The 15,230-nt window shown below is 58.0% G+C and carries 12 protein-coding genes and 1 pseudogene; 6 read left to right on the top strand and 7 right to left on the bottom strand.

The genetic code is table 11. The features are described 5' to 3' along the window. Nucleotides 1-232: 232 nt before the first annotated feature. Entirely contained in the window at nucleotides 233-970 is a 738-nt protein-coding gene (locus IVA75_RS20740) for a helix-turn-helix domain-containing protein (RefSeq protein ID WP_247284806.1), read from the bottom strand. 131 nt (nucleotides 971-1,101) lie between these two features. Between IVA75_RS20740 and IVA75_RS20735 the strand changes: the two genes are divergently transcribed. After that, nucleotides 1,102-1,578, top strand: coding sequence for a cupin domain-containing protein (locus tag IVA75_RS20735; RefSeq protein ID WP_247284805.1), 477 nt, complete (start codon nucleotides 1,102-1,104; stop codon nucleotides 1,576-1,578). 315 nt (nucleotides 1,579-1,893) lie between these two features. Continuing rightward, a complete protein-coding gene (locus IVA75_RS20730; RefSeq protein ID WP_247284804.1) occupies nucleotides 1,894-2,190 on the top strand; it encodes a hypothetical protein in 297 nt (98 codons plus the stop codon). 30 nt (nucleotides 2,191-2,220) lie between these two features. Here the strand turns inward: IVA75_RS20730 and IVA75_RS20725 are convergent, their stop codons facing one another. Beyond that, entirely contained in the window at nucleotides 2,221-2,478 is a 258-nt protein-coding gene (locus tag IVA75_RS20725; RefSeq protein WP_247284803.1) for a PepSY domain-containing protein, read from the bottom strand. Between the two features lie 210 nt (nucleotides 2,479-2,688). On the opposite strand from IVA75_RS20725, the pseudogene ligD reads away from it, so the two are divergent. Further along, nucleotides 2,689-3,611, top strand: a pseudogene (ligD, locus tag IVA75_RS20720) (non-homologous end-joining DNA ligase). Then, nucleotides 3,611-3,832: a hypothetical protein gene (locus IVA75_RS20715; protein WP_247284802.1), complete on the top strand. Its 222-nt coding sequence runs from the start codon at nucleotides 3,611-3,613 to the stop codon at nucleotides 3,830-3,832. The pseudogene ligD and the gene IVA75_RS20715 overlap by 1 nt, the downstream one beginning before the upstream one ends. A gap of 342 nt (nucleotides 3,833-4,174) precedes the next feature. On the opposite strand, the gene IVA75_RS20710 is transcribed toward IVA75_RS20715, so the two are convergent. After that, nucleotides 4,175-4,465, bottom strand: coding sequence for a hypothetical protein (locus tag IVA75_RS20710; RefSeq protein WP_247284801.1), 291 nt, complete (start codon nucleotides 4,463-4,465; stop codon nucleotides 4,175-4,177). Between the two features lie 188 nt (nucleotides 4,466-4,653). On the opposite strand from IVA75_RS20710, the gene IVA75_RS20705 reads away from it, so the two are divergent. Beyond that, on the top strand, nucleotides 4,654-6,234 hold the full coding sequence (locus IVA75_RS20705; protein ID WP_247284800.1) for a tetratricopeptide repeat protein: 1,581 nt from the start codon (nucleotides 4,654-4,656) through the stop codon (nucleotides 6,232-6,234). Between the two features lie 2,518 nt (nucleotides 6,235-8,752). Here IVA75_RS20705 and IVA75_RS20700 read toward each other — a convergent pair. Beyond that, nucleotides 8,753-9,712 carry a hypothetical protein gene (locus tag IVA75_RS20700; RefSeq protein WP_247284799.1) on the bottom strand — a complete coding sequence of 320 codons (960 nt, stop codon included), beginning with the start codon at nucleotides 9,710-9,712 and terminating at the stop codon, nucleotides 8,753-8,755. Between the two features lie 285 nt (nucleotides 9,713-9,997). On the opposite strand from IVA75_RS20700, the gene IVA75_RS20695 reads away from it, so the two are divergent. Next, nucleotides 9,998-10,654 carry an ABC transporter ATP-binding protein gene (locus tag IVA75_RS20695; protein ID WP_247284798.1) on the top strand — a complete coding sequence of 219 codons (657 nt, stop codon included), beginning with the start codon at nucleotides 9,998-10,000 and terminating at the stop codon, nucleotides 10,652-10,654. Here IVA75_RS20695 and IVA75_RS20690 read toward each other — a convergent pair. The 3 genes from IVA75_RS20690 to IVA75_RS20680 are packed head-to-tail and all read right to left on the bottom strand — an operon-like array spanning nucleotide 10,626 to nucleotide 14,416. Then, the gene (locus IVA75_RS20690; protein WP_247284797.1) at nucleotides 10,626-12,017 is read right to left on the bottom strand and encodes a hypothetical protein; all 1,392 of its coding nucleotides are present in this window, start codon (nucleotides 12,015-12,017) and stop codon (nucleotides 10,626-10,628) included. The two genes, IVA75_RS20695 and IVA75_RS20690, sit on opposite strands and share 29 nt — an antisense overlap. Nucleotides 12,018-12,029: 12 nt before the next feature. Then, nucleotides 12,030-13,178, bottom strand: coding sequence for a hypothetical protein (locus IVA75_RS20685; RefSeq protein WP_247284796.1), 1,149 nt, complete (start codon nucleotides 13,176-13,178; stop codon nucleotides 12,030-12,032). Continuing rightward, a complete protein-coding gene (locus tag IVA75_RS20680) occupies nucleotides 13,175-14,416 on the bottom strand; it encodes a hypothetical protein (RefSeq protein WP_247284795.1) in 1,242 nt (413 codons plus the stop codon). The genes IVA75_RS20685 and IVA75_RS20680 overlap by 4 nt, the downstream gene beginning before the upstream one ends. Between the last annotated feature and the right edge of the window lie 814 nt (nucleotides 14,417-15,230).

Below are 15,230 nucleotides of genomic sequence, written 5' to 3'. Positions count from 1 at the left end.
ATGAGTACCGCACAAGAAGGCCGAACACATGGCTGCTCCGACCAACGCCGCAAGTGAAGATTCTCCTTGCCAACCCGGAGCCGTCCACACATGGCCCATCGCTTCCGCTGAGGCGGTCCCGCTACATGTTCGGTTCAGCGGGACAGACCGGAAGATTGCAGCCGAGCGCTAGACGACCGCCGATTATGACCCACCCCGGACATACCGAACGACGCACAGCTTCAGCCTGCGCTCATTTTGGCTGGTCTAGCTTGGGATGACGATCGTTGGACGGCGAAGTCCGCCGATCGGCCAGCGTAGCTCGTACGGTGTCTGCCATCGGACTCCAAGCAAACCAACCCGAGAAAGCTCGAACGTCGGCGGGCGTCCCGTCCAGCCGGACCTGCTGCCTATGCAAGGCTTCGGAGAAGCTTATGCGCCCCAGCCAAACTCTATAAAACGCCACGATGTCCGTTGAGACGATCACATCGATATCGAAACCGGGATTCTTGAGACAGACCGAAACGTCCGCGCGCTCGATCAGAAGCCAATAGCGCTGGGTCGGCCCACCACCGAAGTCGAACTGGATCACCACGCGGCGTTTCCCTACGGCCTCGATGCGCACGCGGCGACGCATCCACCACAGCAGGACGACGGGATCGAGCTCGTTGGGCCGCGGATCACCGAAAGCCCAGCGCGCTCCCCATCCGCCAAATTGGTCGATAATCGGTTGCAGGTCGCGCCCAGCGGATGTCAGTCGGTATTCAGTCTGCTTGCCCCGTGAGGCACCGCGCCGTTCCAACACGCCGGCTTGCTGCAATCGCCGCAGCCGGCCCGCAAGCAGTGTGCGGGACATGTGAGGAAGACCGCGCTCAAGTTCGTTGAAGTGACTAACGTTGGCAAGCAGCTCGCGGACAATGAGCACGGTCCAACGGTCGGCAAGAATTTCCGCCGCTCGCGCCACGGGACAATATTGGCCGTAACGGTGCATGATTGAGCGTATCACGCGGCGCAGGGGTGCGGAAGTAGTCCGGTCTACGCACTAGTTTAGCGCCCGGCGAGCGGCTTACGCTGCAGCTTCGATTGCCATTGGCGTCGACTAGCGGCAACAGGAGATTTATCATGCCAAACGATACACCCGCCCGACGCGATTTTCTTCTGGCTCTCGCAACGGCACCGTTCGCGGCATTGCTTGGACAGGCCGGCGAGGCGCGCGCGCAAGTAGGCGTAAGCCCAGTCAAAGTCGATACCAGCGGCTTGGTCGCCAAAATCAAGTTCGAGGCGCCGCTTGAAGGATTTCTCAAGGAGATCAATGGAAAGTACAAGCTCAGAGTCACCGAGTTGACGCTTGCGCCCGGCGGACATGTGGGTGAGCACAATCACGAGGGGCCGGGCATCCGCCAAGTCACCTCCGGCTACATGACTTACGTCTTGCCGGATAAGACTGTAGTCTACGCCCCGGGCGATTTCTTCTTTGAATCTGGGGATATAAACCACACCGTTTTCAACAAGACGGATACACCTATGGTGCACGTGCTCTTCGAAATACTGCCGGTTAGCCTGAATGGTCCTTCGCTGATTCCGGTCAGACATCATTAGAAGGTCGTTCGCCTGTGACGTGGGCTCGCAAATGAGCTTGGCCGCTGCGGGCGGACTGTCCATTTAATCCCTGGATGGGACATCCGGACCGTCGTCAACGTGGCGCCTGAAGCCGTCTCTGGCAACTGCTGCGTGTTCTGTTCCTTCGGCACCGTTTCGTGCCCGCCGATGCAAGAGAACGGTAAGGGCGCGTGCTGTAGCTGAGTCGCCTCAGTTGCTGCCTCTGTCCACACCCACGACAGCGGTAGCTGAGCGCCGTTCCCACCCCCACCTATCGACAATTTGCCACCGGCCGGCGCGGGGTTTGATCGCGAAATGCGCAAGCCTGCCCCCCACGAAAACCGGAACCTACCTGATGGCCGCCCGGTGAAGATCACGCTGGGTGAGATGCGGTCGGCCGGCGTTCGTGGTCTCATCGTCTTCTGCCTGCACAACGCCAGCCACAACGTCATCCTGGGCCGCGACGCCGCCGACCAGTGGCCGGACGAGGTCAGGCTCTCCGATCTCGCGCCGCGATTCGTCTGCAAGGCGTGTGGGAAGCGCGGCGCCGACGTCAGGCCGGGCACCGAGCCCACCATCGCCGCTGTCGTCCTGCCCGCACGAAGAGAGTAAGGCTGCCTGAGTTGGCGGCCTCCCACGGCGTCAATCGTCTTGCTTCTCTGAGGTGATCTGACCAGTCCGTGGATCGGCATGGAAATCCATCTTCTTGCCGTCCTTGATGCCTTCACCCTCCCACCGGCCATCATCGGCTTCCAGCTTCGTAACCTGCGAATAGCCAGATTGCTTAACTTTCGCCATGACCTGTTCCATCGGCACCCAATCTGGCCCCGGCTGATCGGCATAGGCGAATGGCGGGGCCAACAAGATCGAGGCCAAAGCGGCTGCGGCGATTTTGCGCATGATGATCTCCTATCTGGGTCACCTGCAACGAGGCGAGCGGGTATTGGTTGCTTCACGGTTTGCTGCAAAAATCGTCAGCCTCCGGCCCTCTCCGTCAATGAAGTTCCCCTGGGCGAACGTTTCAAAATTCCCCGGCTGCGCTAACTTCGGTCGCGGAACAAATCCAAGAGGCGAGACTCAAATCCATGTCGTTGCGTGGTGGAGTAGTCTGTGGCGTCCCAGCGTAAGAAGGCGGCAGCCGTCATCGGGAGAAGGCGCCGTATCCCGGCTTTATCGAGCCGCTTCTCGCCGAGATGGTCGAGCGGGTCCCGCGCGGGGTCCGCTGGCTCCACGAGATCAAGTACGACGGCTACCGCGCCCAGCTCCACATCATCAATGGCGCCATCAAGGTCTTCACCAACGCGGTCACGACTGGACCATGCGCTTCCGCAAGATCGCCAGCGACGCCGATACGGTCGGTGCCGGCTCCGTCATCATCGATGGCGAGATCGTGGTGCCGGGGGAAGGCGGCAAGACCGACTTCTCGATGCTCCAGAACAGCCTCAGGGGGGCCGCCGAGAACATCGTCATGGTCGGGTTCGATATGCTGTACCTCAACGGCCGGGACCCTCCGGAGGGTGCCGCTCGTCGACCGCAAGGCCCTCTTGAAGCCGGTGGTCGCGGGCACCGCGATCGAGTACAGCGAGCACTTCGAAATCGAGGGTGCGGAGCTATACCGCCGCGCCTGCGAAGCCGGGCTGGAGGGCATCGTCTCGAAGCTCGCCAGCTCGCCTCACGCAGGCAGGCGCGGCGACCACTGGGTCAAGACCACCTGCGCCCACCGCGAGACGCTGGCCATCGCCGGGTTCGCGCTGGACGGCAGCAAATGGGACGGCCTCTTTGTCGGTCGACACATGGGCGATGAGTTCATCTACGCCGGCAAGGTCGACCACGGCTTCGACAAGGAGTCCGAGACCGAGCTGCGGAAGCTCCTGAAGCCGCTGATCAGGAAAACGCAACCCTACACGAAGCGGGTGTCGCACAAGGGTTTCTGGGTCGAGCCGAAGCTCCTCGCGGAGGTCGAGTATCGGGGCAAGTCCGCCGAGGGCAAGGTCCGGCACCCGTCCTTCAAGGGCATCCGGGAGGACCTCTGATGGTGCGCCTGACTCCCGCCGAGCAGATCGAGCAGTGCTACGACCTCGCCATGATGGCGCTGGCCGACTACCTCACGCACGAGCGCGATGCCACGGCCACAATCGACGCGCTGATCCGCATTCTCGATCGTGACAGCCTGCGCGATGCCATCACCGAGGTCATGGTCGACGCGCGGGTGCATCCGAGGCCAACATCGGATGCCCCGAAGGTTGATCCATGAACTGCGCCGCCTGCGAAGATACTGGCTGGGTATGCGAAGCCCACCCGGACCACTCTTGGGATGGTCCACACGCCTGCGGCTGCGGCGCAGCCGGCGATCCTTGCCCCCGCTGTAATGCTTCCTCGGAAGCCGACCGACCGCGACCGCCAGCGGGCTTTCGGTTCAGCTTCGGCCGATTGGCGGATCTGGCCCGGTTCTTCCGCAAGACATAGGAGCCGGTGTGATCTGACGCGAATATTGCCGCCAAGCCTGAGACGCCGCCCGGTCCTACTTGCGGCACAAGATAGAGAGGCCCGCCAGCGTGAACCAGCGAGCCCGTGCTCTAGCTCGGCCGCGCTTTGATTAGGACCAAAGGCCGGCGCTAAGCCTTTCTAACAGCGGCGTCTTACCGCCCCGAAACGCCGGTGCATCCAGCGAGACAAAGCGCGGGTCTACGCTGTCCTCTTTCCACGCTGCGCGCACAAATATTTTCGCGGCTTGCCCAACGTCCTCTGACTTCACTTCGCCCAACCATAAGGCTGTTGCCAGCATGACAACGGCGTCTCTGCGAATATGGGTCGGTACTAATCGAGAGACTGTCTGATCGGCCAGCGTGAACAGTGGATCTGTCGGCGCCGCGATGACGCCGGTCAATGTCGGCTCTCGCAGGATGGTCACGCGAATGATGGATGACCTTCGCTCGGAGAGCCGCAACGTCTGCTTCCGGGTGATGACCCGACCAAGGTGAAGCAGTCTGCTATGGGCAGCTTGTGGACCCAAACCGGACGTTCATTCAGCATCACCACAACAACTTGTAAGAGCTGTGAACCTGGTCAGCAACCTTGACCGATCGCAAAGGCGCGAATTCTGCTAGCTTCGAACTCTGGGCGTTTGGCCCCTGCGGGGAGGCAATGGTGACGGACTCAGAAGTCTCCAGCGACCGACCGAATAAACCGGCATCCGATAGTGACCCACTGAACAAAACGCCATCTGATGACGAGCCTCCGGACCAACCGGCATCACCTCGCAACTTTAAGGGTCGCTTTCGGGTAAGATTGCAATTGATCGGCGGGGCGCTCGCTTCGATTGCGGCTATCGGCGCGGTCGCGGGTGGCCTCGTCGGCTACTGGACTGTGTGGAAGACGCTCCGCACCGACGTGTTTCCGGACAAGCAACAGACGCAGAGGGAGGCTACGGCCCGGCCCGACATTGCTCCCCGCTTGTCACTTGTCGTTCTGCCGTTCGCAAACGTCAGCAACGATCTGGAGCAGGACTATTTCGCCGACGGCATCACGACCGACCTGACGACCGACCTCGCGCAAATGCCCGGCGCGTTCGTTATCGGACGGGGAACGGCCTTTACATACAAGAACAAGCAGGTCGAGTTCAGGACGCTCGGCAAGGAGCTTGGCATCCGCTGGGCGGTCCAGGGCGCGGTGCGGCGCAACGGGGATCAGGTTCGGGTCAACGTATCACTTACGGATATCGCGACCGGTCGGGACGTCTGGTCCGATCGTTTCGACGGCGATCGTACGAACCTCGCCGCCTTGCAGGACCACATCACAGCGCGGCTTGCTCGCTCGCTTAACATTGAACTGATCCAAGCCGAAAGCCGTCGCAGCCAAGTGGACCGATCGAGGAATCCAGACGCTACGGACTTCACGATGCGAGGCTGGGCAAAGCTCTATGAGCCGCAGTCGAAGATCCAAAATGGTCAGGCAATGGACCTATTCGATAGTGCGCTGCGCCTCGATCCGGACAACGTTGAGGCCATGATTGGCAAAGCGCGGTGTCTGGCGGCTGGTGTGAACAACCGATGGTCTGCGTCCGTTGTTGAAGACAAAAGGCAAGCGATCGACCTTATCGACAGAGTTCTGTCCAAAAGCTCGGCAAGCGCGAGTGCTCATACGACCAAGGGAGACATTCTTTTATTTGGACACCCTGAGGAGGCATCGGCTGAATACGATGCGGCGCTCGAAATTGATCCAAATTATCCAGCTGCCTACGGTAGTAAAGCAATCGCACTTATCGTCTCCGGGCGGGCGCGCGAAGCCTTCTCCCCGGCCCAGTTGGCTCTCCGTCTCAGTCCCAGAGACCCTTTTGCTTTCCAATGGCGCTTCCGGCTCTGCCATGCACATTTGCACCTGCACCAATATGGAGAAGCCATCGAGGAATGCGGGCGCTCGGTCAATCTGAACAACTCGCACATGTACGCTTATGTAGATCTGACTTCGGCTTATGGAGCCACGGGGCAATTGGAACAGGCACAGCGGAGCTTGACTGAATTGAACAAGCTGCGACCAGACTTCACGATCCATTGGTACCGTGATCTTGTTTACTCAATGTCAACCAACCCGCAGTTTCGCCGAGAGATCGACGACATTCTCGATGGGCTGAGGAAGGGAGGGGTCCGGGAGCAATAAGAAGCAAGGCTATTCGCTTGCTACCGTTGACGGCCTCTTACATCTCGAACGTCACCTATTGGTTCGTTCGAAACATGCCGGTTCGATCTGAGCGTGTCCGCTTATCCGCTTTGAGCGAAACTCATCGCCTCGCGAGCAAACCGACCCGATTGACCCGGTACGGATAGCCTCGTCCTCTCGTCCATTGATCTGAATCAAGGCGCCCCCTCGCGTTCGCGTAGGATCGTTGGTGCTGTTAATAGATAAGGAGGGTACTATGAAAAGCGCATGCAGGTATCCCTTAGCTTTGATCGTCTTTGCGTTTGCCCGGTCTGCTTTCGCCGCCGAGCTCCAAAAAGAAGGCAACTTCGATTACACGGCGTGCTGGTCGGGCACGAGCAGCACTATCTCATTTTCCAAGACCCACACTGCGCGAAGTTATGAGCAGACGGGGTCTGTCCGAAGCAATCCTCCAGGTGGGATTTTCGATAAGGATACATTCCGGTGCGTAGGGATGAGTGCGTCTCTTGGTGGGAAAAATACGGGCACCTCGGTTTGCGAGTCCATTGACCGAGACGGCGATAAGCGACTTTCATACTTCTCGACTTCTGATGGAAAGGTAACCAGAGAGGCAGTTGCGGGGACTGGGAAGTACGATGGTATGGTCATGAGCGCCACGGTACAACCGTTGGGGCCTTTCCCAGTCATCAAAGAGGGAACGTTTCAAGACTGCAATCACCAGACTGGTACATATAAGTTGAAGTGATGTTGCAGCTTATGCGCGAGGGCGGCTTTTTGAGCGGCCCTTTCGTCGCCGAGGTCGGCTTGTGGGCCCTTAGCCGACACGCTGGCGCGGGGCTATTCCGTCCGCTCCCGGTGCAGGAGCAGACATCGAGGCTCAAAGGGCACGTGCGGCAAGCGTGGACCAGCGACTTCTTGGGTCTCGCAGCAAAGGATCTTTGCTTGCTGTGCTACCCTTTCGCGGGACCCATTTTCGGCTACCCGCAGCCCCCAATCAGAGGCCAGACCTGATCACAGAGATCAGGCGTCGCAACCGGCTCGCTCGACCCGTTATAAAACGCGAGCATGATGCCGAACAGTAATCGGTCGGAGAAAGAGGCGCTTCCTACTGAACATAAAAATGCCCCCAGGTCAGGGCCTTGAGGAGACTGATGATAGAAGGGTTATTCTATCATCAGTCGTTCAAGACTTTCCAAGCCTCGCAGTGCGGGCGCCTGTGACCGATCCCCTGACGGAGAGCTTTACGACAGAGGCGCTGCGGCTGGCTCTCACCCAAGTCGAGGCGGAGCCTGTGAGGCTCTCTCCGGTGCTCGGTCGGATCGTGTTCGGCGGCTGAGATCGCGCGCAAGGCAGACGACATCCGAATTGGCGTTGGCCGCTACTCGAGCGTCACGGCCGCAAGCCATCGGGGCTCGGCTACTGGGTCTTGCATCTCGTCGCTCGCCACCGCCAATGACCACGTGATGCGGATGCCGGAGAAGATGGCCTTCAAGGAGTCGTGCGAGCGCACCCTGGAGGTCGCAGCGCTCCGCCGGTCTAAGATGATCCTAGCGCTGCCGAAATGGTGTCTGCGGCTGTGGAATTCCATCGATTCAGCCGATCCCGTAGCTAGTCCGCGGTTCGAATGACCCGCTAGGATTCGGACGCCCCCTAGCGATCCGCCAACACTTGAGATCTTTCGAGCCGTACCGGTTATGAAGGTGCGTCTACCGCTGTGGCTGGAACAGCCGTAGAAGCCAAGGTGCCGATACCAGCGGAAACATATTGACAACCGCCTGTGCAGAGGTCCGGCTCTTACGCTCAGTGACGATAACGTACTCGCTCGCTCTGCGAGTAACCGTCTTCCGGTATTCGATCAGGGTGCTCCTGGCTTCCGGGTGCAACGCGATCGTACGGCCCGACTTTCTTTTGCTCGCGACGTCGAACAAACAGATGCCTTGGGCGATGTCGCCCGTTGCATCGTTCGTCATACGCCAAGTCAGGCAAGCAATCTCTTTTGCTGGCAGACCAGCCTTAGTAGAGAGCAGGAAAATCAGCCTGTTTCGCTCAGAGTTTCCTGAACTTTCGTGCGAACTCCGCGACTGTGCTACCCTTTTAGGGGACCCAATTCAGCTATCCCCCGGGGGCGTCGAAATCCGATCCCGCGCCAATGGCGCCGAACTAGGACTCTGAGGTCGAAGGATCAGCCGCGCCCACGTCCGCTGTAGTGCGTAGAACCTACCTCAGACTAGTCTCCGAGATTGAGGTCGCTAACAGTCTCCGTGAACCTTGGCTTTCCGATCTTTTTCCGCTTCGCGGCTTTCTTCTCGGCACGGCGCGTGCCTCCCGCGCGTGGGCTCTCCAAGTCCAGGTCGCTGAACTCCTCCGTAAACCGTGGTTTTCGGGGCTTCGCCGCTTTCGCGGCGCGGGTACGCTTTGGGACAGCTTTTTTCTTTGCTGCCCGCCGGGATTTCGATGCCGTTCTCTTGGTCGGACGCTTTTTGGTGGAAGGTTTTCTGGCCATAACAATCCTCTTGTTTTATGGACGAACAACGATGGTTCTGCCCAACGCTTGCCTAGTGAGTTCCTGATCGACCGCTTCCGCTGCGGCTTTTTTCGTGCCACCGCCCCTCGATGTCAGTAGACGACCGAACAACTGCCTGCCACCCGATGCCGCCGCGCCCGGAGGAGCCGCAATGACGGACAGACCCATTGTGAGCGTATGAACGTCCCGGCGGCTCGCTGCCGCTGTAACGGATGCATCCGCGAGTTGGAATGCTCTCCCGACCGGTGAAAACACAACTCTTGGCGAAATGGATCCTGAAACGAAGGTATTGAAGAGTAAAGTATCCACCATCGTCGGAGCTCCGTCGTAATCCTTGTCCTCCTTTAGGTTGGTGAATAGGGCGACTCTAACGAATTCGCGAATAAACAATTCGACGCCAATCCTACCTGTTATCGGGTAGATCGTTTCTTCGTTCGTGGCGAGATGCCCATCGCAGTAGGTCCTAGGTTTGAGATTCAGCAGCCCCTTAAAATCATCCGTGATTGTGAACGTGCGCTTGTTCTCCCGCAGTCGGTCTACCCCGCCACCGAGCCCCAACATGGTCGTTGATCCCGTCGGAAGCTGGATGAGGTTGACGTTCGCACCAAAGTCGTTGATTTCGGTCATATCCAGCGAGAAATTGTACGCGATGCCAGTGTCCCAGAAGAAATTGACGAATTCTCTTGCGTTGCCCGCAAAGAGCACTGGCTTGAACTGATGCATCAGTTCGGGATGTCCTCGGAAGCCCTCGGCAGTTGCGCGCGCCGGCTCCCCGAACACATCGGGGTTGTTAGCAAGGCCATTGACTAAGACATTGAAGGCCGCTTCGCGGGTTTCACAACGGATTTGCTTTACAATATTGAAAGTCGTGATGCCCGTGGCCTGCTCTGGAAGCGGGCGGACCGCACAACTGGCAACAAGCAAAGCGCACGATAAATGCAAAATGACTTTCACAACAATGTCCCCACACTGGTTGCAAAAACTAATCGAAACACATTTAAAGCGAGCGCGCGAGTCAAATCTACGGCGCAGCGCCGGCGGACGTCGCATGCGATTCCAAGCCGTTAGCGGGGCCGTCCCGCGCTTTGCTCGGTAGTCATGCTATTCGCCTTCGTTCATACTACTCCGGTCTCTCAGCCGGCCGACCCGTCACGCCGATCCATCGCGCTAAATCGCTCTCCATGATACCGTCCCTGACGGATCGCAGCGAAAATCCACAGCCCGGAGTGATGAGAGTGTATGTCAGGAAAGGTCCTCAGGAAAAAAATAGGACGAGGTATTTATCTGCTTCGCTTCGACTCGCAATACGATCTCGCGGCGACATTCCTACGAGTCCAAGAGCATTACGAGTCGCCGCGCTTCCACGGCCGCGTATTCTCCTTAGAGGAGTACGCGGATTGGTACGCCGAACAGTACGGCAACTTTACCTATTATCAGGATTGGGCCGGGTTTAACGTACCGTCCACCGCTCTTCGTGCCTTTTACCTAGGAAACTTCGATCCATTGACGCGGAAGGAGCAACACCTGCTCCGCTTGTTTAAAACGCTGCGGGGGCGCTTTTACATCGTCGGAATTTTTGGTCGGCGTCGCCGCGATCTTACTCATGAACTGGCGCACGCCCTGTTCTTCACAAATGCAGAATATCGCAATGCAGTACGGCGGATGCTCGGGACATATTCGACCGGCATGCTGGAACGACAACTGGTCAAAATTGGTTACGCCCGCGACGTCATCCAGGATGAACTGCAAGCTTATCTGATAGCGCCATCGGGGAAGCTTGGCGCAGCATCGAAACGCCTGGTGCCGCTGCGACGGAAACTGCGCGCGTTGTTCCGCGAACACACCGAAGGGCTGTCTGTGCCCCTGATTAGGCGAAACTCTCCCGAAGGAAGGTGATCGTCTCCTTCTGCCGAAAGTAATTGCAGTGCCAAACCTGAGGTGAAGTCCCGAAATCCTTCACATTTCTGATATTTAGCGGAAAGCCGACCTCGCCGAGCTTGGTCATCGATACGGTATCTACAACGAGATCATTCTGGCCGGGGAAAACGATGTCGGCGGCGATGTCCCCGACGCGCAACGCCCGAAAATTCTTCCAAAACTGCCAGCCCGGGTTGGTCGTTTCGAAATTCGCTTGCACCACAAAATAAGTTGGCTGCGTAGCACACGGTCCAAGTCGTAAAAGATTGAGTTCGTAATTGTTCGAAATCATAGACTGGCCGAACAGTCCGGGAATAAGCGCCACAAGCCCATCGATCAAGGGGGTGTTCGCAAGAGTACCCGTTACAGTCATTACGATTTCGACCAGCTTGCCTGCGACCCACAAGAATGGATTAGCACCCCCGACCAGCTCCAAAGTCTTCTCTGCAAAGGTCCCGATGTTGGAGATCAGGCTCAGGCTGTGCCGCAGCTTGTCCGGTGCTGCAAGAGAGGTGCCGTCCAGTGGCGAGCCGGCGAACACCACACGTACATGGGCCTCGGGCGAAAGAGAGCTGCCGAAGGCTTCGAGCCACCAGCGAACGATCAATCCGCCACGGCTGTGTGCCACGACGTCGATTTGTCCAGAAGAGCCGGCAAATGCGCGGCCGAGTTCGAGCGCGTTCAACACCGGGCTGACTGCTAGCGTAGCATGCTCAAATACGAGCACACGGTCGTATTTCGTGGCGCCCGTCATAGCGGCATTGAGGAAGATTTGGCCATCCGGCGTCGCGATGAATTCGCCGACCACGTTGCTGGCGTTGGAGAAAGTGCCATGCACGAGCAGCAAGGTGCGGCCAGCAAAGGGTCCGTTGATATCAGTGTCAATGACCGCAGTACCGTCCGGCCGGCGTCGAACTTGTCTGAGCCTAGAGCGCATCGAAGAAGCGATCGCAGGATTGAGACGCATGTCGATGGCACCAATAGCTGCGGCGGCCTTGTTGGGCTGCAGCCTCGGAAACTCCTTCGTTAACACTACCGTCCGGTCCGGAAGCGCTTGCTGCTTGGCTGCACGTTGCGCTCTTCGCCGGTGTCTTGGCGAGTCCTCCTGGGCCGGGATCCCATCACACCAATGAAGAACGCCGTTTTCCTCGATTAATGATACCGTCACGATCGGAGTGTCCGGGGTGTTGGAGACACGGCGGCGACGACGGCGCAATCCAGCTATCGATTCGGCATGCTCGTCATAGTCCACATAGAGGTCTCGGAAGAGATCTTGGTGTTTCTCCATCGCGCTGATCTGCGACAGAAATCTCGTAGGATCTTCGGCAAGAAACTGTGACATGTTCAGCCGTCGCTAACTGATCATTGGAAGCGGAGTCACGCTAAGAGCGCGGGCACATTGGATATCGAGCAGGCTGTCGAACTCGCTGCGGCTGCGCAGGTTTGCCCGTCCTTCGGTTTTGGCGTCTTTAAAGCTATAGGCGCCGGTCAAATAGGTAGCTTCGAGCATTACGAGATGGCCCGATGTCACATAAGCCATGATCTCCGCATAGCTCATTTTGGTCAGCCGCCAACCATATGGATCGACATAGGGCAAGCCCGCGTCTCGGGTGGCGGGATCGCCTACGGCAGGCACGGTCGAGGGAACCGTCGTTACAGCCATGAAGTCGTCATGGACGGTGTCCGATCGCCAGTAACCGACGAAAGCGTGTCCCGTGAGCAGGACGACGACCGGATAGATACCGATATATTCGAGGCAAGAGGCGAGCAGCAGGGCGAGATCAATGCAGGTGCCCGTGTTGGAGGCGACGATCTCGCTCGGAGTGCGCAGGCGCTGGGTCTGCTCAGAATAGGCTGGCGGCGGATTGATGTATTGAAGGCGATATTCGTTCACGAGCGCGGTCCAGATCGCCTGAACTTGACGGTCGACGGCTCCCTCTGTTGCTTGCTGGTAGCCGTCAAACCCGGCGCTCGGATCGTCGATAATGCCGATCAGATATCGACGCGACGCGTTGATGATCTTCAGTATGACCGGATCCCTGGGAAGCACGAAGGATGGGAGCCAGGGATTATTATTGGTATCGTCTAGCCATTCATCCACTGGGATTAGCGTTACCCGTCGGGTGTCCTCAAACGCCGTACGCGGGCCACAGGTGACCTTAACGTATACCGCCGACTGGACGCGTTCATGAAGTGAGCGGGGCAGATTGGCGGTGAGCGGGATTTTAACCTGCGCGGAGAGGGGTACCTGAACCTCGTTCAGGACCGGTATAGTATAGCGATAGGGATAGCTTTCGGCGCCGACGTAGAGTTCGACGAGGACGGTGATCTCATCGACCGGACCGGCAACCAGTTTGGTCAATGTAAGCTTGTTCAACAATGGCCTGTTGTTGTGCAGCAGCGAATAATTGATTTCCTCTGCTACCTCCAGATCGACCTGAATGAGGCGATCGATCGTGGTGTCTCCAAGACGTCGCCCGATATTCTTCCTGCCGTCGATCATCGGCTCCCCCTTTTCTTGCGAGAAGATGATCTCCGAACGACGTTTTTTCGCGATCCGCTGCCCGGCTCGAACACGCTGCGGCCCATCCAGATCACGATCGAAGTGCCATGCATGCCTGCACTAGGCATTTTCCCCCATGCGCTTACAAATGCATCAGGAATAGAGAAGATTTTTTCGCTTGGATGACACCATTCCCAATAGAAAGCTTGGAAGAACATCTCTGCCAATTCGTCGTCGATCTCATCGAGAAAGCCGACGGCGACATGCGCACCCTCTCTAACCAACTCGCGCGCGATACGGGCGCCCGAGTAGTAAAGGTTCAACGTCACGATCCGAGGAGGCTTCGGGCCAACAAGGATTTTGGCCATTTCGTCATACCGCACAGGAAGTTCACTCTCGTTGCCTTGACGAAGGATCATTCCGTCACGCAGCCGGCCGGAGGAGTCGAGGAGCGTAGCGAACATCTCCGGCTTGCTCCTCTTGATATCGGGGTAAAAGTTCTCGATGCACCAGCCAGCTTGGTGGGTATCAATCCCAGTGACGTGGATGGCCTCCCAAACATGCCTTGGATCGTGAGTCCTCTCCTGCAGTTCGTTCTTCTGCGGGGTTGGCAAGATCTCCCAATATTTATTATTGACCTTCGTTTCTTCAGGGCGGATCGTCGCTCCAACGGCGGCGCCAATCCGCCCTTCTTCGTCAGCAAACTCGTATTTGTCCTTGAATCGTCCCGGCGCGCTCTCGACGAAGAGCACGCTCCGCGGCGGGTGTGGAGAAACCTTATCCAATCCATTTTTGAAATGTCGGGAAATCAAGAAACTCTGATACCGCCCCTCACTGCGTGTGCCGGCGCTAATCATATATTCCCAAGGCACTTCGGACGCGGCCTCATAGATACTGCATGCCTGTAAATCGTTAGCATCCCAATCGTGCAATTCGATCTCGACGCGGTCGGCTGTCGCCAATTCCTGAAGGCGCTCGCGCGTGACACCGATGCTTTCAAGATCACTCACCGCTCGCGAAGCAATCGCCTTGCGCAAATCCGGGTCCGACGACCAGCGGGCGCGCACCCGAAGGAGGTAGGTCCATTCTTGTGCGAGGCGTCTAAGCCGCTCAGGATTTGTGATGTCGGTTTCCGGTATTCCAAACGTTTTGTCGGCACGAATCGTGACGATACGTCGGGTTAGTACCGAGGGCCGGCTACTGCCGGCCGACCTTCCGCTCTTCGATCGCCTTGCCATCGAATTCCGCATACCCCCGACGCGATTAGTCGCCTCGCAAGAGGCGCAGCAAACTTCTGATCAGCAATGCGCACACTCATAAATAGTAATCTTCTCTATAATAAACCAAATGGTCAATAGTGTCCATAAGAGAGGAGCGGCTCGCTAGGACCGGCTTCAGGGCCTTGGACGGCGTCGATGAACTGCCCTCGACAGCCGGGAAGATCGCCCCTCGAAAACACGCTATGCCTTTTCACTGGTCGTGGCCGTCTGTAGGCTCTAGGTCGCCCTAGACGGGAAGCAGACGTAGCAGCAGACAACGGCCGGTCCGCGCAAACCCGAACCCCTCCGTAGCTCTAGCCGAACGGCCGGGCCACGACGTCTCGCGGCTTCAACTGTATGTCCACGGTCTCCGCTAAGCAGATTTGTAGAGCCGCATGGCACGAGATGCTTTTGTAACCGCAGCATCGTGAAGGGCCACGGGGATGCTAAGCTGGATACCAGATTTCACATGACGAACCTAAAAGGCATGCATTCCAGCGAAAGCATGTGCTTTCAAGACTAGCCTCCTGAAGGGAGCAAACATTCAAGATTCGCTTTTGCCCCATGGCCGACTCGCTACAACGATTGAGGAAGGTCCGCTCTTGACGGCAGAGTCGACGTCATGAACGCTGACAGGAGCAGGCGGGGCTCTTCAGAGCTTACTAGCGAAGAATCAATGGATCGCTGTGCTCCACTTTCCAGGGACCCATTTCAGCTACCCCCCACCACCCTGGGCTCAGTACCATGGCCGGACGCTCCTACTCGTTATCGAACTTCAGCGTGGTGCCGAACC

The sequence above is a fragment of the Bradyrhizobium sp. 134 genome (genome assembly GCF_023074155.1).
Lineage (GTDB): Bacteria > Pseudomonadota > Alphaproteobacteria > Rhizobiales > Xanthobacteraceae > Bradyrhizobium.
The sequence above is the reverse complement of the archived record's forward strand: the minus strand, read 5'-3'. Positions and strand labels throughout refer to the sequence as shown.

Bases quoted from the DNA above. Each gene is read 5' to 3' on its own strand.
- IVA75_RS20740 (WP_247284806.1), bottom strand. From the start codon at position 970: ATGCACCGTTACGGCCAATATTGTCCCGTGGCGCGAGCGGCGGAAATT.
- IVA75_RS20735 (WP_247284805.1), top strand. From the start codon at position 1,102: ATGCCAAACGATACACCCGCCCGACGCGATTTTCTTCTGGCTCTCGCA.
- IVA75_RS20730 (WP_247284804.1), top strand. From the start codon at position 1,894: ATGCGCAAGCCTGCCCCCCACGAAAACCGGAACCTACCTGATGGCCGC.
- IVA75_RS20725 (WP_247284803.1), bottom strand. From the start codon at position 2,478: ATGCGCAAAATCGCCGCAGCCGCTTTGGCCTCGATCTTGTTGGCCCCG.
- IVA75_RS20715 (WP_247284802.1), top strand. From the start codon at position 3,611: ATGGTGCGCCTGACTCCCGCCGAGCAGATCGAGCAGTGCTACGACCTC.
- IVA75_RS20695 (WP_247284798.1), top strand. From the start codon at position 9,998: ATGTCAGGAAAGGTCCTCAGGAAAAAAATAGGACGAGGTATTTATCTG.
- IVA75_RS20690 (WP_247284797.1), bottom strand. From the start codon at position 12,017: ATGTCACAGTTTCTTGCCGAAGATCCTACGAGATTTCTGTCGCAGATC.
- IVA75_RS20685 (WP_247284796.1), bottom strand. From the start codon at position 13,178: ATGATCGACGGCAGGAAGAATATCGGGCGACGTCTTGGAGACACCACG.
- IVA75_RS20680 (WP_247284795.1), bottom strand. From the start codon at position 14,416: ATGGCAAGGCGATCGAAGAGCGGAAGGTCGGCCGGCAGTAGCCGGCCC.